The organism is Streptomyces sp. NPDC014894, from assembly GCF_043080985.1.
Classification (GTDB): domain Bacteria; phylum Actinomycetota; class Actinomycetes; order Streptomycetales; family Streptomycetaceae; genus Streptomyces.
The window spans coordinates 540,277-559,193 of sequence record NZ_JBIBWD010000002.1 but is presented as its reverse complement, the minus strand read 5'-3'; the positions used below and the strand labels follow the sequence as shown (position 1 = coordinate 559,193).

General features: G+C 72.6%; 17 protein-coding genes. 10 read left to right on the top strand and 7 right to left on the bottom strand.

The features are described from left to right. Positions 1-21 precede the first annotated feature (21 nt). From ACF089_RS06455 to ACF089_RS06410, 10 genes are all read left to right on the top strand, one after another. Complete coding sequence (locus ACF089_RS06455; protein ID WP_392023410.1) at positions 22-219, top strand: acyl-CoA dehydrogenase family protein; 198 nt, start codon at positions 22-24, stop codon at positions 217-219. Continuing rightward, a complete protein-coding gene (locus ACF089_RS06450; RefSeq protein WP_392023407.1) occupies positions 216-1,487 on the top strand; it encodes a CaiB/BaiF CoA transferase family protein in 1,272 nt (423 codons plus the stop codon). Before ACF089_RS06455 ends, ACF089_RS06450 begins: the two co-directional genes overlap by 4 nt. Before the next feature lie 139 nt (positions 1,488-1,626). Beyond that, on the top strand, positions 1,627-2,400 hold the full coding sequence (locus ACF089_RS06445; protein WP_392022617.1) for a citryl-CoA lyase: 774 nt from the start codon (positions 1,627-1,629) through the stop codon (positions 2,398-2,400). An 11-nt stretch (positions 2,401-2,411) separates the two neighbouring features. Beyond that, positions 2,412-3,662, top strand: a complete 1,251-nt coding sequence (locus ACF089_RS06440; protein ID WP_392022615.1) for an MmgE/PrpD family protein — start codon at positions 2,412-2,414, stop codon at positions 3,660-3,662. A 154-nt stretch (positions 3,663-3,816) separates the two neighbouring features. After that, the gene (locus ACF089_RS06435; protein WP_392022612.1) at positions 3,817-5,370 is read left to right on the top strand and encodes a class I adenylate-forming enzyme family protein; all 1,554 of its coding nucleotides are present in this window, start codon (positions 3,817-3,819) and stop codon (positions 5,368-5,370) included. Next, on the top strand, positions 5,370-5,507 hold the full coding sequence (locus ACF089_RS06430) for a hypothetical protein (protein WP_392022609.1): 138 nt from the start codon (positions 5,370-5,372) through the stop codon (positions 5,505-5,507). The genes ACF089_RS06435 and ACF089_RS06430 overlap by 1 nt, the downstream gene beginning before the upstream one ends. Before the next feature lie 154 nt (positions 5,508-5,661). Next, entirely contained in the window at positions 5,662-6,801 is a 1,140-nt protein-coding gene (locus ACF089_RS06425) for an acyl-CoA dehydrogenase family protein (protein WP_392022606.1), read from the top strand. 30 nt (positions 6,802-6,831) lie between these two features. Further along, complete coding sequence (locus ACF089_RS06420) at positions 6,832-8,697, top strand: alkyl/aryl-sulfatase (RefSeq protein ID WP_392022603.1); 1,866 nt, start codon at positions 6,832-6,834, stop codon at positions 8,695-8,697. A gap of 67 nt (positions 8,698-8,764) precedes the next feature. Beyond that, on the top strand, positions 8,765-10,225 hold the full coding sequence (locus ACF089_RS06415; RefSeq protein WP_392022600.1) for an aldehyde dehydrogenase: 1,461 nt from the start codon (positions 8,765-8,767) through the stop codon (positions 10,223-10,225). Between the two features lie 24 nt (positions 10,226-10,249). Further along, positions 10,250-11,326, top strand: coding sequence for an alcohol dehydrogenase catalytic domain-containing protein (locus tag ACF089_RS06410; protein ID WP_392022597.1), 1,077 nt, complete (start codon positions 10,250-10,252; stop codon positions 11,324-11,326). A 486-nt stretch (positions 11,327-11,812) separates the two neighbouring features. Here the strand turns inward: ACF089_RS06410 and ACF089_RS06405 are convergent, their stop codons facing one another. The 7 genes from ACF089_RS06405 to ACF089_RS06375 form a co-directional block, all read right to left on the bottom strand. Next, positions 11,813-12,964, bottom strand: coding sequence for a CaiB/BaiF CoA transferase family protein (locus ACF089_RS06405; RefSeq protein ID WP_392022594.1), 1,152 nt, complete (start codon positions 12,962-12,964; stop codon positions 11,813-11,815). 119 nt (positions 12,965-13,083) lie between these two features. Next, positions 13,084-14,241 (bottom strand): acyl-CoA dehydrogenase family protein, encoded by a 1,158-nt coding sequence (locus ACF089_RS06400; protein ID WP_392022591.1) that lies wholly within the window; start codon positions 14,239-14,241, stop codon positions 13,084-13,086. Between the two features lie 172 nt (positions 14,242-14,413). Beyond that, entirely contained in the window at positions 14,414-15,217 is an 804-nt protein-coding gene (locus ACF089_RS06395) for an SDR family NAD(P)-dependent oxidoreductase (protein ID WP_392022588.1), read from the bottom strand. 33 nt (positions 15,218-15,250) lie between these two features. Beyond that, the gene (locus ACF089_RS06390; RefSeq protein ID WP_392022585.1) at positions 15,251-15,640 is read right to left on the bottom strand and encodes a MaoC/PaaZ C-terminal domain-containing protein; all 390 of its coding nucleotides are present in this window, start codon (positions 15,638-15,640) and stop codon (positions 15,251-15,253) included. Next, on the bottom strand, positions 15,637-16,095 hold the full coding sequence (locus tag ACF089_RS06385) for a MaoC family dehydratase N-terminal domain-containing protein (protein ID WP_392022582.1): 459 nt from the start codon (positions 16,093-16,095) through the stop codon (positions 15,637-15,639). The genes ACF089_RS06390 and ACF089_RS06385 overlap by 4 nt, the downstream gene beginning before the upstream one ends. Before the next feature lie 2 nt (positions 16,096-16,097). Beyond that, positions 16,098-17,285: a lipid-transfer protein gene (locus tag ACF089_RS06380; protein ID WP_392022581.1), complete on the bottom strand. Its 1,188-nt coding sequence runs from the start codon at positions 17,283-17,285 to the stop codon at positions 16,098-16,100. A 226-nt stretch (positions 17,286-17,511) separates the two neighbouring features. Continuing rightward, positions 17,512-18,603 carry a glutamate--cysteine ligase gene (locus tag ACF089_RS06375; protein WP_392023406.1) on the bottom strand — a complete coding sequence of 364 codons (1,092 nt, stop codon included), beginning with the start codon at positions 18,601-18,603 and terminating at the stop codon, positions 17,512-17,514. Positions 18,604-18,917 lie beyond the last annotated feature (314 nt).

Here is an 18,917-nt window from a genome sequence, read left to right as displayed (position 1 = left end):
CCGGCCGGCGTCCAGGCGTCCATGGTGAAACTGCACGCGAGCGAGATGGCCGAGCGGGTCACCAGCGAAGGGGTGCAGATCCACGGCGGCGCCGGTTTCACCACGGACTTCGCGGTCGAACGGCACTGGCGCGACGCCCGTCTGACCAAGATCTTCGAGGGCACCTCGGAGATCCAGATGAAGATCATCTCCGACGCCCTGCTGGGACGCTCACGATGACGGCCGTCCCGCCGCACGCGTCCGGGCCCCTGCGCGGTCTGACGGTGCTCGATCTGAGCCGGATGCTCGCGGGCCCCTTCTGCACGGTGGTCCTCGCCGACCTCGGCGCCACCGTCCTCAAGGTGGAGCCGCCGTTCGGCGACATGACCCGCGCGCAGGGGCCGTACGCCGAGGGCGACGAGCTCAAGGCGTACGGCGGCTACTTCCAGTCCGTGAACCGCAACAAGCAGGGCCTGGTCGTCGACCTGACGAAGCCCGAGGGCGCCGAGGTGATCCGCCGGCTCGTCGCCACCGCCGACATCCTGGTGGAGAACTACCGGCCGGGCGTGATGGAACGGCACGGACTCGGCTACGAGCGGCTCGCCGCGATCAATCCGCGCCTGATCTACACGGCGGTACGCGGATTCGGCGATCCGCGCACCGGCGTCAGCCCGATCCAGGACTGGCCGAGCTACGACATCGTGTCCCAGGCGATGGGCGGTCTGCTCGGGATCACCGGCCCGGCCGGCGGACCGCCCGTCAAGGCGGGTCCCGGCCTCGGCGACACCCTGCCCGCCCTGTTCGCGGCGGTCGGCGCGCTCGCGGCCGTACGGGAGCGCGAGATCACCGGGCTCGGCCGGTTCGTGGACGTGGGGATGTACGACGCGGTCGTCGCCGCCTGCGAGCGGATCGTCTACCAGTACTCGTACCAGGGCGTCGTGCCCGGACCGGAGGGCAACGCGCATCCTCTGCTCTGCCCCTTCGGGCTCTTCCCCGCGTCGGACGGTTTCGTCGCGCTGGCCGCCGCGCCCGCCGACCACCACTGGGTCCTGCTGTGCGAGGTGATGGGACGCCCGGAGCTGGGCCGGGACGCGCGCTACGCGCGCAACACCGACCGGGTGGCCCGCCGGGCCGAGGTGCTCGGCCTGGTCGGTGAGTGGACCGGGCGTCACACCCGCGCCGAACTCGCCGGACTCCTGGGCGGAAGAGTGCCCTTCGGGCCGGTCAACACCGCGGACTCGCTCTTCGAGGATCCGCATCTGCGCGCACGTTCCATGCTTCAGCGGGTCGAACACCCGGGACTGGACCGTCCGGTCACCGTCGCCGCGGGGCCGATCCGCTTCGCGGGCGGGGCCGAGCCCGTCGTCCGGCGCGCGCCGCTGCTCGGCGAGCACACCGACGCCGTCCTGCGCGGGTACGGCTACTCCGGCGAGGACATCGCACGGCTGCGCGCGGCGGGCGCGGTGGGCGGCGGGACGGACGCCGTCCCCCCGGCTCCCCCGCTCTGAGCGATGCCACCGGCACACCGTCCCCGCTCCCTCTCCCCGAGGCCCGGCCCGGACGCCGTCCTCGCCGCGCGGCCGCGCTCCCCTCCCCCGCCGGCCCCCTCCCTCCGCACCAGCCCCGCCCGTCATCCGAAAGGCAGCCATGTACACCACCCATATCGGCACCTCGACGCCGGACTCCATCGACATCTACGGGTACGACCTGTGCTCCGAGGTCATCGGGCACGCCGGTCTGGCCGACCTCGTCTTCCTCGGGGCCCAGGGGCGGCTGCCCACGGGCGATGAGTCGAAGATGCTCAACGCCCTGATGGTGGGCATCGCGGAACACGGTTTCACGCCCAGCTCCCTGGCCGCCCGGCTGACCTGGCTCGGCGCTCCCGAGGCGACGCAGGCCGCCGTCGCGGCCGGGCTGCTCGGCGCGGGCAGCGTCTATCTCGGCGCCATGGAGCTGACGGCCCGTACGCTCCAGGAGGCGCTGAAGGCCGGGACCGGCGAGCGGAGCGCCGAGGAGACGGCGGGCGCGATTCTGGACCGCTTCGAGGCCTCCGGCGAGAAGGTGCCCGGGTTCGGACATCCGACCCATCGGCCGCGCGATCCGCGGACGGCCCGCTTCTTCGCACTCGCCGAGGAGTGGGGCTTCCTCGGGCCGCACAGCGTGCTGCTCCAGGCGGTCCACGCCGAGATGGAGCGACGGCGCTCCCGGCTCATCACGCTGAACGGCGCGGGCGCCTTCGGCGCGGTCATGTCGGATCTGGGGTTCGGCTGGCGGCAGGTGCGCACCGTCGTGGTGGCCGCCCGGGCCGTGGGCCTGGTCGGCCATATCGCCGAGGAGGCGGCGCGGGGCACGGCCGACAGCACCGCCCAGGCGCTCTTCCGGCATGTCGAGCACCAGACCGACTACCGGCCGCGGCGCTGAGGGCCCCGGCGATGGAGACGGGGACCGCCGAGGCCCTCGCCCGCTGGGCCTGGTCGTACGAGCCGGACGCGGACGATCTCGCCCTGGCCGACCGCTCTCTGCGGGACACCCTCGCCGTGACGCTCGCGGCGCGGGGGCACGAAGTGGCGGCGCTCGCCGCCGCCCTGCCCGAGGCCGCCCGCTGGGCCTCGGTGGGCCATGTGCTGGACTTCGACGACGTCCATGTGGGGTCGACGAGCCATGTCAGTGTGGTCGCGGTCGCCGCGACGCTGGCGGCGCGGGGCGACGCCCGCGCGTATCTCGCCGGGGCCGGTGTCATGACCAGGCTCGGCAGGCTGCTCGGCTGGCCGCACTACGCGGCCGGCTGGCACGCCACCTGCACCCAGGGCGCGCCCGCCGCGGCCGTCGCGGCCGGTGTCGCGCTGGGGCTGCCGCCCGAACGGCTGGCGGCCGCGATGGCGCTCGCCGTCCCCTCGGCGGGCGGTGTGCAGAGGGCGTTCGGTACGCACGGCAAGGCGCTGCAGGTCGGCTTCGCGGCCGAGGCGGGGGTGCGGGCGGCGCGTCTCGCCCGCGCCGGGGCGACGGCGGACCCGCGCGCCCTGGACGCCTGGCTGGAGCTGGTCGGCGGCGTCCGCGCCGGGATCGGAGCGGATCCACAGGACCGCCCGGCCGTGGCCGACGGGCTCGCCGTCAAGCTCCATCCCTGCTGCTACGCGATGCAGCGCCCGATCGCCGCCGTCCGCGAGCTGCGGGAACGGCACGGCGGCCTCGACCCGGCGGACGTCGTCAGCATCGAGGTCACCACGCCCGGGGCGAGCATGCGGCCCTTGATCCACGATCGGCCGCGCACGGGGCTGGAGGCCAGATTCAGCATGCCGTACGCCGTAGCGACCGCCCTCCTCGACCGCTTCCCGGACTTCACGTCCTTCACCGACGCGGCGGTCCGCAGACCCGAGGCCCGGCGTCTCGCGGCCGCCACCGAGATCGTGCGCACGCCGGGCGGCGACGGCCTGCTCTCCGGTGAAGTGCGCCTCCGTCTGGGGCTGGCCGACGGCGGTGTGCTGCGTACGAGCCTCGCGCGGCCGCCGGGCTCGCCGCTGCGCCCGCCGACCCCGCGCGACCTGGCGAAGAAGTTCGCGGCCTGCGGCGACGACGTGCCGGGACTGCTGGACGGCGTCACCTGGTCCTCGGCGCCCGGGCTCCTCGCCTCAGCGCTTCGGAACCCGTCGCAAACACTGGACACGCCCGTTAGTGCGGATTAACTTATCTCCCACCCGGCAATATCTCGCCATCGCGAGAACAGTGGCTTGATGCAGCTAATACCGCGCCGGAGACGATTTCGATCGCCGCACCGGAACCTGACGCCACGGAAGACATATTCAGCGCTAGTTCACTTTTAAGCTGCCAGGAGATCTCGTGCCTCACGCTTGGCCGAAGAACATGCCGCCGTCCCTCGACCTCCCGCGAGTGGGGGCCGACGCCCTGCTCGCGGGGGCGGCCCGCGCGTATCCGGACCGGGTCGCGCTTCTGGACGGCGAGGAATCGCTGACCTTCGCCGAACTGCGCGCGGCGGCGCTCCGGGTGGCCGGCGGTCTGCGCGCACGGGGTCTGGAGCCCGGCGACGCGGTGGCACTGCACATGCCCAACACCTACTGGTACGTCGTCGCCTACTACGGCGCCCTGTGCGCAGGACTCGCGGTCGCCCCGATCAACCCCGCCCAGCCGGCCGGCGCGCTGCGCGCCCAGCTCGCCGACTGCGGCGCCAAGGCCGTCTTCACCCACCCGGCCAACGCCGCCGTGCTGTCCGAGGCGGCCCCGGAGACGAACCGTCTCCTCGTGCACGTCCCCGGCACCGCCGCCGGCCCGGCTCCCGCGGACGCGGTCCTTCCCGCCGGCTCCGTCCCCCTCGGCGAACTGCTGGCCGCCGATCCGCTGGAGGGCTACGCCGTCGATCCGGACCTCGTCGCGCACCTCCAGCTCACCGGCGGCACCACCGGCCGCTCCAAGGCCGTACGGGTCCTGCACCGCAATCTCGTCGCCAACGTGCTCCAGACCAGTTGCTGGCGCGCCGCTTCCCTGCCGGGTCTCGACGAGCACGGCGGCGTCCGCGTCACACGCGTCGACGACCCCGCGCCGGGGACCATCGTGCCCGGCGAGGGCTGCAACATCGCCATCGCGCCCTTCTTCCACGGCCTCGGCCTGGTCGGCCACAACGCCAACACCCTGCTCGGCGTCACCGCGGTGATCACCGGCGGCCGGTTCGACGCCGACCAGTTCATCCGCGACATCGAGCGTTACGGCGTCACCCACATGTCCGGATCCCCCGCCATGTACTACGGGATGCTGCGCAGCCCCGAACTGGGCAAGCGGGACCTGTCCTCCGTACGCATGATCACCTCGGGCACCGCGCCGATCGACACCACCGCGCTGCGCAGGCTGCGCGAGATCCTGCCCGGCGCCGGCGTCACCGAGGGGTACGGGCTGAGCGAGGCGACCATGGCCCTGACCATGTCGCCTCCCGGGGCGGAGATCGAGACCCCGATCGGCAGCGTGGGCGTGCCGATCGCCGGCACCGAGGTCGAGATCCGGGCCGAGGACGGGGTCACCGTGCGGCGGCGGGGCGAGACCGGTGAGATCTGGGCGCGCGGCCCGCAGATCACCGACGGCTATCAGGACGACCCGGAGCTGACCCGGGTGCAGTTCGCGGGCGGCTGGCTGCGCACCGGCGACATGGGCTATCTCGACGAGGACGGCTTTCTGTTCCTGGTGGGCCGGGCGAAGGACATGCTCATCTACAAGGGGTACAACGTCTATCCGCAGCCGCTGGAAGAGCTTCTGTGCTCCCATCCCGCGATCGCCCAGGCGTCGGTGGTCGGCCGCCCGCATCCGGAGTTCGGCGAGATCCCGGTCGGCTTCGTCGTCCTGCGCCCGTCCTTCGAGGCCGGCGGCAGGAGTTCCTCGACGAGGTGATGGCGCATGTCGCCGCGCGGGTCGCCCCGTATCAGAAGATCCGTGAGCTGCGGGTGGTGGACGCGCTGCCGCTGACGCCGACCGGGAAGATCCTCAAGACGCGGCTCAGAGAGCGTCTTCGCGACAGCCCGCGCTGAAGCCTCCGCCCGTCCGGAGCCTCGGACTTCCCGACCTGCTCCGGGCCTCCGGATTCGGATTCCCCGACCTCCGGATCCCCAGACCTACGAGTCCCACGACACCTGCGAGTCCTGCGGGACCTACAGGAGCTACGGGACCTACGAGAGGAACACCGTGGACAGCGCCGCGTTCGAAGAGATGCTGGGAGCGGTCCGCCGCTTCATCCACAAGGACGTCGTGCCGCGCGAGCGCGAGATCGAGCTGGCCGACGAGGTCCCCGCCGAGATCCGCCGCAAGGCCGTGGACATGGGCCTCTTCGGCTACACCCTCCCCGAGGAGTACGGCGGCATGGCCGCCTGCGTCGAGGAGGACGTCCGGCTGTGCTTCGAGTTCGGCCACACCAGCCTCGCGTTCCGTTCGATGTTCGGCACCAACATCGGCATCGCCGGCCAGGTGCTGGTGAACCACGGCACCCGGGAACAGCGGGAGACCTGGCTGCCGAGACTGGCCGGGGGAGCGGTGGCCTCGTTCGCCCTGACCGAGGCCGAGGCCGGCTCCGATCCGTCCGGCATGACGACCCGCGCCGCGGACACCGGCGACGGCCACTACGAGATCAGCGGCGCCAAGCGGTTCATCACCAACGCGGCGGTCGCCGACGTCTTCATGGTCTTCGCCCGTTCGGGTGATGGCGGGAGGGCGACCGACGGCATCTCCTGCTTCCTGGTGGAGAAGGGCGCCCCGGGACTGACCGTCGGTCCCAAGGACGCCAAGACCGGCCAGGCCGGCGCGTGGACCTCCGAGGTCTTCTTCGACCGGGTCAGGGTCCCGCACTCGGCTCTCGTCGGCGGAACGGCCGGCCGGGGCTTCGACGCCGCCATGCGCTCGCTCGCCAAGGGCCGGATCCATGTGGCCGCGCTCTGCGTCGGCCAGGCCGCCCGGGCGCTGGAGGAGTCCGTCGAGTACGCCCGTCACAGCAAGCAGGGCGGGGAGCCCATCGGGCGCTTCCAGCTGGTGCAGGCGATGCTCGCCGAGAGCCGGGCCGAACTGGACGCCGCCCGCGCCCTGGTCCTCGACGTCGCCCGCCGGTACGACTCCGGGGAGGACACCAGGATCGGCCCGTCGACGGCGAAGCTGTTCGCCAGCGAGACGGCCGGCCGGGTCGCCGACCGCGCCGTGCAGATCCACGGCGGCATGGGCTACATGCGGGACACCGCCGTCGAGCGCATCTCCCGCGATGTCCGCGTGATGCGCATCTACGAAGGCACCAGCGAGGTCCAGAAGCTCATCATCGGCCGCGCGCTCCTCCGCGGCTGACCCACGACCCCAGCGAGAGACGGACACGCCATGACCACCGCACAGGACCTCGACTGGAACGACGGCGCCGACCGGGAGAACGCGAACCGGGGGCTGATCGACAGGCTGGACCCCTGCGTCGTACGCGACGACACGGGCCGGGTCGTCTGGGACAACGACCGCTGGGACTTCCTCACCCGGGACGAGCGCCCGAAGACCGTGCACCCCGGTCTCTGGCGGCAGGCGGGCCACAACACCGCACAGGGGCTGTTCGAGGTCGCCCCCGGCTTCTACCAGGTGCGCGGCCTCGACGTCTCCAACATGACCATCGTCGAGGGCGACACCGGCGTGGTGGTCGTCGACCCCCTGGTCTCCAAGGAGTGCGCGGCCGCGGCGATGGAGCTGTACCGCCGCAACCGCGGCGACCGTCCCGTCCGGGCCGTCGTCTACACCCACAGCCACGGCGACCACTTCGGCGGCGCGCTGGGGGTGACCACGGCCGAGGACGCCGCCGCCGGGCGGGTGGAGATCGTCGCCCCCGAGGGATTCATGGAGCACGCGGTCAGCGAGAACGTCTTCGCCGGTCCCGCGATGCGCCGCCGCGCCGTCTACATGTACGGCAAGTCCCTGGCCCCGGGCGCCACCGGCACGGTGGGGTTCGGCATCGCCCAGGGGCTGTCGACCGGCTCCATCGGCCTGCTCCCTCCGACGCGGACGGTCACCCGCACCGGCGAGGAGCTGGTGCTCGACGGTGTGCGGTTCGTCTTCCAGCTCGCGCCCGACGCCGAGGCCCCCTCGGAGATGAACTTCTACTTCCCGGACCACAAGGTCCTGCTCATCGCCGAGATGGTCAACCACACCCTGCACAACGTCCTGACGCTGCGCGGCGCGCTCGTCCGCGACGCCCGCGCCTGGGCCTCGTACATCACCGAGTGCGTCCGGCTCTTCGCCGACGCCGACGTCCTCATGGGCTCGCACAACTGGCCGACCTGGGGTCACGCCGAGGTGCGCCGCGTCCTCACGGAACAGCGGGACGCGTACGCGTACCTGCACGACCAGACCGTACGGCTGATGAACCGCGGGATGACCGGCCCGGAGATCGCCGAGGAGATCACCGCCTTCCCCGGCGAGCTGGGCTCGGCCTGGAGCGTCCGCGGCTACTACGGCTCCCTCAGCCACAACGTCAAGGCCGTCTACCAGCGCTACATGGGCTGGTTCGACGGCAACCCGGCCCATCTGTGGCAGCATCCGCCGGTCGAACAGGCCAGGCGGTACGTGGACTTCATGGGCGGCGCGGACGCCGTGACGGCCAGGGCCCGCCGGTCGTTCGACGAGGGCGACTGGCGCTGGGTCGCCGAGGTCCTCAACCATGTGCTCTTCGCCGAACCCGATCACTCCGAGGCCCGGGAACTCCAGGCGCTGACCTTCGAGAAGCTGGGGTACGCCCAGGAGAACGGCGTCTGGCGCAACTTCTACCTCACCGGCGCCCAGGAGCTGCGCGCCGGATCCGACGGGCCCGCCGGCAGCGAACCGCACCACCGGAGCCCGGACATGCTCGCCGGTCTGACGACGGAGCAGATCTTCCAGTCCCTGGCCGTCCGCCTGGACGGACCGCGCGCCGCGGCCCACCGGCTGCTCCTGCGGTGGGAGTTCGGGGACGTCGGCGAGGTGTGGACGCTCCTGGTCCGCAACGGCGTGCTCACCCCGATGCCCGGCGACGCCCCCGACGGGGAGGCCCCGCAGCTCACCCTGCGGCTGCACCGCGTCGCGTTCGACCGGATCCTGGCCGGGCGGGCGACCTTCGCCGACGGAATAGGCTCCGGCTCGGTGATCGTGGAGGGGGACGCCGGCGTGCTCACCACCTTGTACGGGCTGCTGGAGGAGCCCCCGGCGCACTTCCCGATCGCCCTTCCGTGACCAGGCCGCCGACAGCACGGCGGCCGGCTCATCATCCGCTCCATCGCAACGAAGCGAGGCTGACGCCATGACCGACATCGTGGAACACCACCGGCTCTTCATCGGGGGCGCCTGGGTCGAGCCCTCGGGCCCCGACACCATCGAGATCGTCTCCCCCGTCACCGAACAGGTCGTCGGGCGGGTGCCGCACGCCACGCCCGCCGACGTGGACCGGGCCGTCGCCGTCGCCCGGGAGGCGTTCGACCACGGACCGTGGCCCCGGACGACGCTCGCCGAGCGCGTCGAGGTCGTGACCCGGATCAAGGACGCGCTCGCCGCCCGCCACCGGGAACTGGCCGAGCTGATCACCCTCCAGAACGGCTCCCCCATGCTGTTCTCCGTCCGCGGGCAGGCGCTCTCCGCCGTCGGCGCGTTCGGGGTGGCGCTCGCCGCCGCGGCGGAGTTCTCCGAGGAGGACGAGCGTCAGGGCCTGGGCGGACCGGTCCTGGTACGCCGCGAGGCGGTCGGGGTGGTCGCCGCCGTCACGCCGTGGAACGTGCCGCAGCTGACCATCGCCGGAAAGCTGGCGCCGGCGCTGCTCGCGGGCTGCGCCGTCATCCTCAAACCGTCCCCCGAGACCCCGCTCGACGCGCTGTGGCTCGCCGAGCTGTGCGCGGAGGCCGGGGTGCCCGAGGGCGTGCTCAGCGTCCTGCCCGCCGGCCGTGAGACCGGCGCGCATCTGGTGTCCCACCCGGGCGTCGACAAGGTCGCCTTCACCGGGTCCGTCGACGCGGGCAAGGCCATCATGGCCGCCGCCGCGGTGAATCTGACCCGGGTCTCCCTGGAGCTGGGCGGCAAGTCCGCCGCCATCCTCCTCGACGACGCCGATCTGTCCGTCGCCGTCCCCGCGCTCGTCGGCGGCACCTGCGCCGCCAACAGCGGCCAGGCGTGCGTGGCCCTGACCCGCGTGCTGGCGCCCGCCTCCCGCTACGACGAGGTCGCCGCCGCCCTGACCGCCGCGTTCTCGCAGCTCAAGGTCGGCGATCCGGCCGACCCCGCCACCGTGGTCGGCCCGATGGTGACGAGGAGTCAGCGCGACCGGAACCTCGACTACATCCGCGTCGGCCAGGAGGAAGGCGCCAAGCTGCTGACCGGCGGCGGGGTCCCCGAGGGCCTGTCCACCGGCTGGTACGTCGAGCCGACGCTCTTCGGCGACGTCACCAACGACATGCGGATCGCCCGCGAGGAGATCTTCGGCCCCGTCGTCTGCCTCATCCGCTACGAGGACGAGGACGAGGCCGTCGCGATCGCCAACGACTCCGAGTTCGGCCTCTCCGGCGCGGTGTTCGGCGCCGACGGAGAACGCGCGACCGCCGTCGCCCGCCGCGTACGCACCGGAACCATCACCGTCAACGGCTTCCGTCTCGACCTGGCGGCCCCCTTCGGCGGCTACAAGAACTCCGGCATCGGCCGGGAGTTCGGCCCCGAGGGGCTGGCCGGCTACTTCGAGTACAAGTCCATCAACCTTCCCGCGCCCGCGCGGGGCTGATCACCCGACCGAGGAGTTCCCCTCATGCACGCAGCGATACTGCACCGGACCGGCGACGAGACCCTCGACGTCAGGGACGTCGAATCCGTGTCCTTCGGACCGGGCCGGGTCCGTGTGAAGATGCACAGGGCCGGGCTGTGCCACTCCGACCTGTCCGCCATGAACGGCGTGCTGAATCACCCCGCGCCGTTCGTCCCCGGCCATGAGGGCGCGGGCGAGGTCGTCGAGGTCGGCGACGGCGTCACCCATGTGAAGCCCGGTGACCGCGTCATCGTCTGCTGGATGCCGCCGTGCGACGCCTGTCGCTCCTGCAAGGCGGGCGACGGCCATCTGTGCCGCAGCGGCTACCGCAATCTCGCGAACCCGAACTTCAAGAACGGCGACACCGTGTTCCCCGGCATGCTGGGCGCCGGCACCTTCGCCGAAGAGGTCGTGATCGCGGCGTACGCGGCCATCCCGATCCCGGACGACGTGCCCTACGACATCGCCGCCCTGGTCGGCTGCGGTGTCACCACCGGCATCGGCGCGGCCCTCAACACCGCCAGGGTGCGGCCGGGCTCCTCGGTCGTCGTCATCGGCCTCGGCGGCGTGGGGATCAGCATCCTCCAGGGCGCGAAGGTCGCCGGAGCCGCCCGGATCATCGCGGTCGACCCGACGGCGAACCGACGGGAGCTGGCGCTGAAGTTCGGCGCCTCCGAGGCGATCGCCCCGGAGGAGCTGGCCGAGGTGACCAAGCAGGTCACCGGCGGCTTCGGCGTCGACTACGCCTTCGAGGCCGTCGGCAAGGCCGGCACCCTGCGGGCGGCGTACGACGCGACCCGTCTCGGCGGCACGGTCTGCCTGGTCGGCGCGGGCTCGCGCACGGATCTCACCGATCTGAGCATGGCGGAGCTGGTCCTCAACGAGAAGAAGGTCCTCCCCTCCTTCTACGGCGGGGACGACATCCGCCGCACCTACGCGACGATCTTCGACCTGTGGCGGGCGGGCCGTATCGACCTGGAGTCGATGATCACCCACCGCGTACCGCTCACGGACATCAACGAGGCGATCCGCCAGATGCACACCGGCGAGGCCCTGCGCACCGTCATCGACATCGCCTGAGCCGGTCGGGTCCCGTCGGTCCGGCGCCGTACGCCGGCCCGCCGGCCGCGGCTCACCCGCCGGGCGCGCGCTCCTCGTGGAGCGCGCGCCCGGCGGGCGTCGTCTCCGGGCGGTACGAGGGGGCCGTGGCGTCGGGGACGGCCGTCCCGCTCAACGCGGCCGGACGCGACGGCCGCCGCGGCGAAGCCCCTCGGCCCCGGCGTCCCGCGGCCGCGCGCCCCACGCCGCCGCCCGGAGAGCCGCGCCGGCCGTCCTCTGCACCACGAACGCCGACCCGCCGGAGCGCCTCGCGAGGAGCCCGCGCGGCGAGACCCGGGCCGTCACAGTCCGGAGGCCCGGACCCGGAGCGTCACAGCGCTCCGGGTCCGGGCCGGGGCGGCTCGGGGCTCGGGGCTCGGGGCTCGGGGCCCGCGAGGGAATCGTTCCGCCGGCGCGCCCGGCCGTGCCGCCGCCGGACGCGGCTGGCCGAGACGCCGGCGTCCTCGGCTATGCCTTCGGCGCGAGGGCGTCGACGGTCGCCGCGTCGACGCCGGCCTCGGTGAGCACCTGGCGGGTGTGGACGCCGATGACGGGCGCGGGGCGGGGAACGGCCGCGGGGGTGCCCCGGAAGCGGGGCGCCGGCGCGGGCTGGAGCAGGCCGTTCTCGGTGTAGTAGGTGCCCCGCGCCGCGTTGTGCGGATGGCTCGCGGCCTCGGTGAGGCCGTACACCGGGGTCACGCAGGACTGGGTGCCGTCGAAGGCGGCGGTCCACTCCTCGCGGGTGCGTCCGGCGAAGATCTCCGCGAGCCGGAGGCTCATCGCGGGCCAGGAGCCCCGGTCGTGCTGCCGGGCGAAGAGCGGGTCGCCGGTGAGTCCGAGGACGCCGAGCAGCGCCGCGTAGAACTGCGGCTCGACGCTGCCGACGGCCAGATGCCCGCCGTCGGAGGCTCGATAGGTCCGGTAGAAGGGCGCGCCGCCGTCGAAGAGGTTGACGCCTCGCGCGTCCTCCCAGCGGCCGGTCGCGAGCAGGCCGTGGATCAGGGCGAGCTGTACGGCGGTGCCGTCGGTCATGGCGGCGTCGACGACCTGGCCCGCGCCGGTGCGTTCCGCGCTGACCAGGGCGGTGGTGATGCCGAGGGCGAGCAGCATGCCGCCCCCGCCCATGTCGCCGACGAGGTTCAGCGGGACGGGCGGGTGCTCGTCGGCCGCGCCGAGCGCGCCGAGCGCGCCCGCGACGGCGATGTAGTTGATGTCGTGTCCGGGGGCCTGGGCGAGGGGGCCGTCCTGGCCCCAGCCGGTCATCCGGCCGTAGACCAGGCGCGGATTGCGGGCGAGGCAGATGTCCGGGCCGAGTCCGAGGCGTTCGGTGACGCCGGGGCGGAAGCCCTCGATCAGGGCGTCGGCGGTCTCGGTGATCGCGAGGACGGCCTCGACGCCCGCGGGGTCCTTGAGGTCGAGTGCGACCGAGCGGCGGCCCCGGTGCAGGATCGGGTGCTTGGAGGCGGTGCCGGCCTCGGCGGGGCGGTCGACGCGGATGACCTCGGCGCCCTGGTCGGCGAGGAGCATGCCGGCGAAGGGGCCGGGGCCGATGCCGCCCAGTTCGACGACGCGGATGCCGGACAGCGGGCCGGCTGCGGCGGTGGTGGGTTCGTTGCTCACGGGGCTCGGCTCCCTTGGCTCACGGGTGCGGTACGGGACCGGCCGCCCCGGGGACGGGGCGGCCGGGCGAAGGGCTGGGCAGGGCGCGGGGGCGGCGGCGGGATCCGGCGCCGCGGCCGTCAGAGCCCCAGGTCCTTGGCGATGATGGTCTTCATGACCTCGCTGGTGCCGCCGTAGATGCGGGAGACCCGGGTGTCCGCGTAGAGGCGGGCGATCGGGTACTCCAGCATGTAGCCGTAGCCGCCGTGCAGCTGGAGGCACTTGTCGATGACCCGGCCGGCGACCTCGGTGCCGAACAGTTTGATCTTCGCGGCGTCCGGGCCGGTCAGCTCGCCCGCGTCGTCGAGTTCGATGCCACGGTCCACCATGGCCTGGAGGGCCTCGACCTCGGCGGCGCACTCGGCGAGGACGAACTTGGTGTTCTGGAAGGCCGCCACCGGCTTGCCGAAGACCTGGCGTTCGCGCACGTAGTCACGGGCGAAGCCGATCGCGGCGGAGGCGGAGGAGACCGCGCCGACGCCGATCTGGAGGCGCTCGCGGGCGAGGTTCCGCCCGAGGTAGGAGAAGCCGAGGTCCGGCTCGCCGAGGACGTTCTCCACCGGGACCCGGACGTCGGTGAAGGACAGCTCGGAGGTGTCGGAGGACTTCAGGCCGATCTTGTCGAGCTTGCGGCCGTACGCGAAGCCCTCGCTGTCGGTGGGGACGACCAGCAGGCTCAGGCCGTGCCGGCGGTCCTCGGCGGTCGCGGGCGAGGTACGGGCGGCGACGACGCACAGCTCGGAGTTGCGGGCGCCGGTGATGAAGGTCTTGGAGCCGTTGAGGACGTAGTGGGAGCCGTCGTCGGAGAGCCTGGCCGTGGTGCGGATGCCGGCCAGGTCGGAGCCGGTGCCCGGCTCGGTCATGGCGATGCACAGCATGGTGTCGCCGGTGGCGATGCCCGGCAGCCAGCGCTTCCGCTGGTCGTCGTCGGCGAGGTTCAGCAGATACGGCAGGACGATGCCGGTGGAGACTCCGTAGTGGCCCAGCGAGACCGCGGCCCGCGCGCACTCCTCGGTGATGACGACCTGGAACTTGTAGCTGATGTCGCCGGAGCCGCCGTACTCCTCCGGTATGTCGAAGCCCATGACGCCGAGCGCGCCGAGCTTGCGGAAGATCTCGCGGTCGACGAGGTTCTCCTTCTCCCACCGCTCGAAGTGGGGCGTCACCTCCTTGGCGATGAAGTCCCGGATCATCGCCCGGAATGCCTCGTGCTCCTGGGTGTAGAGAGTGCGCTTCATGACGGTTCCCTGGGTTCGTGCGCGGTCGGCGAGGGGCGCGGCCCGCCGGGCCTCGGCGGACCGGCGGCGCGTACGGGTCGGGGCGGGGCGGTGTCGTGCGGTGCGCCGCCGTCGATGGCGATGGCGATGGCCGACGGCGGCGCGGGGTGCTTCGGCCGGTGGGCGACCCGCGTCAGCGGGAGCCGCCGTCGACGGTGAGGACCTGCGCGCTGATGTAGTCGGCCTCCGGGGTGCAGAGCAGATAGATCGCGCCGGCGGCCTCGGCGGGAGTGCCGGGACGGCCGAACGGATTGGTCCGTTTGACGGCCTCGGCGATCCGCGGGCTGACGCCGACCTTGATCTGCCGCCCCTCGATCTCGACGGTCGCGTCGTCGTCGGCGGTGGCCTCGGTCATCCGGGTCAGGATGAAGCCGTACGCGACGGCGTTGACGTTGACCTTGTAGCGGCCCCACTCCTTGGCCATGGTCTTCGTCAGACCGATGATCCCGGCCTTGGCGGAGGAGTAGTTCGCCTGTCCCGGGTTGCCGTACTGGCCGGAGACCGAGGAGACGTTGACGACCTTGCGGTGGTATTCGGTCGGGTTCGCCCGGATGTACGGCTGGGCGGCGCGCAGGATCCGGAAGGGGGCCTTGAGGTGGACGTCGAGGATGGCGTCCCACTGCTCGTCGGTCATCTTCTGGATGACGGTGTCCCAGGTGTATCCGGCGTTGTTGACGATGATGTCCAGGCCGCCGAAGGAATCGACGGCGGTGTTCACGAACCGCTCGGCGAAGCCCTCCTCGGTGACGGAGCCGACGCAGGCGACGGCCCGGCCGCCGGCGGCCGTGATGTCGGCGACCGTCTCCTCGGCCGGCTCCTTGTCCAGGTCGTTGATCACGACGCTCGCGCCCTCGGAGGCCAGCTTGAGCGCGACCTCGCGGCCGATGCCCCGGCCCGAGCCGGAGACGAGGGCGGCCTTGCCGTCCAGGGTTCCCATGATGTGCGGTGTCCTTAGGCTCGTTGTGGCACGTCAGTCGACGGTGACGGCGGCGGACCCCTTGAGGGTCACGGTGCCGTCGGGAAGGGTGACCGTGAGGTCCAGCCGGGCGACGCCGTTCTCGACGCCGGTGACCGTGCCCGTGCAGACCGGGGCGGCGTTGACCGGGGTGATCGCGGCGAAACGCACCCCGTAGGAGACGATCCGCTCCTGGGGGAACGAGTCGGTGAGCAGCCGGCCCAGATACGCCATGGAGAGCATGCCGTGGGCGAAGACGTCCGGGATGCCGACCTCGCGGCAGGCGTCGGTGTCGATGTGCACCGGATTGTGGTCGCCCGAGGCCCCCGCGTACAGCGCGAGCACGGTACGGGTGATCCTCGGGGCTTCGAGGCTCAGGCTGTCGCCCGGCTCCAGGGTCGTCATCGCCGGTCCGCCTTCGGGTCGCGCACCACGGTGGTGCTGGTGAGCGTGGCGATCGGCGTGCCGTCGCGGGTGACGTGGGTGTCGCGCACGATGAACTCCAGCGCGCCGCCCTTCTTCGTGTACACGTCTCTCACCTCTGTCTCGAAGGTCAGCCGGTCGCCGGCGTACGCGGGGGCGTGGTAGGCGAACTCCTGGCCGCCGTGCAGGACCGTGCGGATGTCGATGCCGAGGTCGGTGAGGAACGAGCCCCGGTCGGGGCGGTCCAGCTCCAGGCAGAAGAGGAAGGTCGGCGGCAGGGGCAGGTCCGGGTGGCCGGCGGCCCTGGCGGCGGCCGGATCCGTGTACACGGGGTCGCTCTGGCCGGTCGCGCGTGCGAAGAAGCGGAGCCGGCCGGGCTCGGCCACGGTCTCGAACGCGTCGGTGCGGGCGCCGATGACGGCGGGATCGATGGGCACGGTCAGGACACCTTCTCGAAGAGGGTGACGACCCCGGCGGTGCCGAGGCCGAGATTGTGCTGGAGGCCGAGGGTCGCGTTCTCGACCTGGCGGGCCCCGGCCTCGCCGCGCAGCTGCCAGGTGATCTCGGCGGTCTGCGCGAGTCCGGTGGCGCCGAGCGGATGGCCCTTGGAGAGCAGTCCGCCGGACGGATTCGTGACGACCCGCCCTCCGTAGGTGTTGTCGCCGTCGAGGACGAACTTCTCGGCGCCGCCCTCCTCGCACAGGCCCAGGCCCTCGTAGGCGAGGATCTCGTTGACGGTGAAGCAGTCGTGGAGTTCGGCCACCCGGACGTCCCGGGGGTCGACGCCCGCCGTCTCGTAGACCTCGTTCGCCGCGGCGCGTGTCACATCGCTGCCGACCAGGGACATCGCGCTCTTCTTGGCGAAGAGGTCGCTCGCGTCCGACTGGAGGGTCTGGGCGGCGATCGCGACCTTCGGGGTGAGTCCGTGGCGCCGGGCGAAGTCCTCGCTGCACACGATGGCGGCGGCCGCCCCGCAGGTCGGCGGGCAGCACTGGAGGCGGGTCAGCACTCCGGCGATCCGGGGCGAGCCCAGCACCTCGTCCAGGGTGATCGGGTCGCGGAAGACGGCGTACGGGTTGTTCGCCGCGTGGGTGCGCGCCTTGACCGCGACCCGGGCGAAGGTGTCCGGTCGTATGCCGTACTTCTCCAGGTACTCGGCCCCGGCGGCGGCGAAGTACTGGGGTGTCGCCGGGAGGTCGGGGTCGAGGTCGTGGACGGCCCGGAGCCCCTCGGCGAAGTCGGTCAGCGGGGCCGGGCGATCGGTCCACTTGGCACCGAGGGCGCCGGGCGGCATCTGCTCGAAGCCGAGCGCGAGGGCGCACTCGACCGCGCCGCTCCCGACGGCCTGCCGGGCCAGCCACAGCGCCGAGGAGCCCGACGCGCAGTTGTTGTTGACGTTGAGCACGGGGACCCGGGTCATCCCGAACCGGTAGACCACGCGCTGACCGCAGGTGGAGTCGCCGTAGACGTACCCCGCGTACACCTGCTCGATCCGGTCGTACGACAGTCCCGCGTCCGCCAGCACGGCCGCGACGGCGCCCGCGCCCATGTCGTCATAGGTCTTGGCGGCACTGGGCTTGGCGAAGGGGACCATGCCCACTCCGGCCACCAGCACTCTGCGGCTCATGAAGTCCTCCAGATCTAGGTTAGCGCCCCTTCACTTTTCTCGGTCCCATGCCTACTGTCAAGGGATAGCTGTATCCACTGAATGGTTTCCATCGAAAATCTCTCCCCCAGCGCTCCGCGACCTGCGCCGCGCAGGCCGACGCAGGGACGGAGGTACGCGTACGGGGCGGGGGCGGAAGGACGCCCGCCGTCCCCGCCCCCGCCCCCGTCCCCGCCCGGCTCGCGGTCTACCCGCTGGTGCGCCGTACGCACGCGCCGACCACGGCGCGCAGATCACCGGTGCGGGCCAGCAGCTCACGCTGGACGCGCGCGCCGCTCCCCGTCTTCAGCAGCACGGCCAGCGCCTCCTGAACGGAAACGAGGTCCCCGCTGTCCTCCAGCGCTTCCCGCACATGGTCGAACAGCGCGCGCACCACCGCGTCGGCGGGAGCGGGCCGCATGGTGAGGGGGTGGAGCAGCTCGCCCTCCAGGCCCGACCGCGCCGCCCGCCACGCGGCCAGGCGCAGCAGCTCCACCCGGTGGCGGGCGGGCGGCATGCCCTCCTTCCACTGCCGGGCGGCGGTCTCCACCAGGGCGCGGGCCAGCGCGGCCAGAAGCACGGTGGTGGAGGAGTCGAGACAGACGTCGGCGACCCGGAACTCGACCGTGGGGTACGCGGCCGAGAGGCGCGCGTCGAAGTAGACCATGCCCTCGTCCAGCAGCGCGCCGGTGCCGACCATGTCCCGTACCTGCTCGTGATACCGCTCCGCCGAGCCGAACAGCTCCACCGGTCCCGCCGACGGCCACCGTCCCCACACCCGGCTGCGGTAGCTGCTGTACTCGCTGTCCTTGCCCTGCCAGAAGGGGGAGTTCGCGCTCATCGCGAGCAGTACGGAGAGCCAGGGGCGGATCCGGTCGAGGACCCCGACGCCCTCCTCGTCGGACTCGACCGACACATGGACGTGGCAGCCGCAGGTGAGCTGCTCCTGTGTGGTCAGTCCGAAGTGCTCCTCCAGCCAGCGGTGCCGTTCTCCGAAGCCGATGGAGGGGCTGACCGGCAGCGGAGAGGTCGCGAGCGCGGCGACCGCCGCGCCGAGCCGCTCCGCGTGGCGGGACGCCTCGGCCCGGCAGCGGTCGATCTCGGCCGCCAGCTCGCCCATTCCGGTCTGCGGCCGGGTGGCGAACTCCACCTGTTCCCGGTGCAGCTCCGCCTCGAACATCTCCTCCCGCCCGTCGGCCTCCCGCGAGGCGGCGGCCAGCACCGCCGTCGCCAGCGCCCTCGGCTCCCCGCTGTCCGCGTCCACCAGGAGAAGTTCCTCCTCCACGCCCACACTCCGCACCATGACCGCCTTCCCGCCGCCGGCCGTCCCGCACGGAAGGAGGGGACCGCCGGGCATCGCCATCGAATCCGTGTTCATCCTGCTGTCCCCGAACGGGGTTCCCGCGAGCCGCCTCCGACGCCGCCGCGCAACCACCCGCACGGCAGGCACGCCGGCGGCCGGCTCCGGCAGCCGGCCGTCGCTCCGCTCCCGCTTCCCGGTCCCGGAGCGCGTTCCCTCACGGAGCCGGCCGGGGCCCTGGGCGGAACGTGACGCTCGTCATCGCGGCCGGACTCCCTTCGAGCGGGGCGAGATGTGTGACCCCGCGCCTTCCC

Excerpts from the sequence above, each read along its gene's own strand:
- ACF089_RS06455 (WP_392023410.1), top strand. The coding sequence starts at position 22 with ATGGTGAAACTGCACGCGAGCGAGATGGCCGAGCGGGTCACCAGCGAA.
- ACF089_RS06450 (WP_392023407.1), top strand. The coding sequence starts at position 216 with ATGACGGCCGTCCCGCCGCACGCGTCCGGGCCCCTGCGCGGTCTGACG.
- ACF089_RS06445 (WP_392022617.1), top strand. The coding sequence starts at position 1,627 with ATGTACACCACCCATATCGGCACCTCGACGCCGGACTCCATCGACATC.
- ACF089_RS06440 (WP_392022615.1), top strand. The coding sequence starts at position 2,412 with ATGGAGACGGGGACCGCCGAGGCCCTCGCCCGCTGGGCCTGGTCGTAC.
- ACF089_RS06430 (WP_392022609.1), top strand. The coding sequence starts at position 5,370 with ATGGCGCATGTCGCCGCGCGGGTCGCCCCGTATCAGAAGATCCGTGAG.
- ACF089_RS06420 (WP_392022603.1), top strand. The coding sequence starts at position 6,832 with ATGACCACCGCACAGGACCTCGACTGGAACGACGGCGCCGACCGGGAG.
- ACF089_RS06415 (WP_392022600.1), top strand. The coding sequence starts at position 8,765 with ATGACCGACATCGTGGAACACCACCGGCTCTTCATCGGGGGCGCCTGG.
- ACF089_RS06410 (WP_392022597.1), top strand. The coding sequence starts at position 10,250 with ATGCACGCAGCGATACTGCACCGGACCGGCGACGAGACCCTCGACGTC.
- ACF089_RS06400 (WP_392022591.1), bottom strand. The coding sequence starts at position 14,241 with ATGAAGCGCACTCTCTACACCCAGGAGCACGAGGCATTCCGGGCGATG.
- ACF089_RS06395 (WP_392022588.1), bottom strand. The coding sequence starts at position 15,217 with ATGGGAACCCTGGACGGCAAGGCCGCCCTCGTCTCCGGCTCGGGCCGG.
- ACF089_RS06390 (WP_392022585.1), bottom strand. The coding sequence starts at position 15,640 with ATGACGACCCTGGAGCCGGGCGACAGCCTGAGCCTCGAAGCCCCGAGG.
- ACF089_RS06380 (WP_392022581.1), bottom strand. The coding sequence starts at position 17,285 with ATGAGCCGCAGAGTGCTGGTGGCCGGAGTGGGCATGGTCCCCTTCGCC.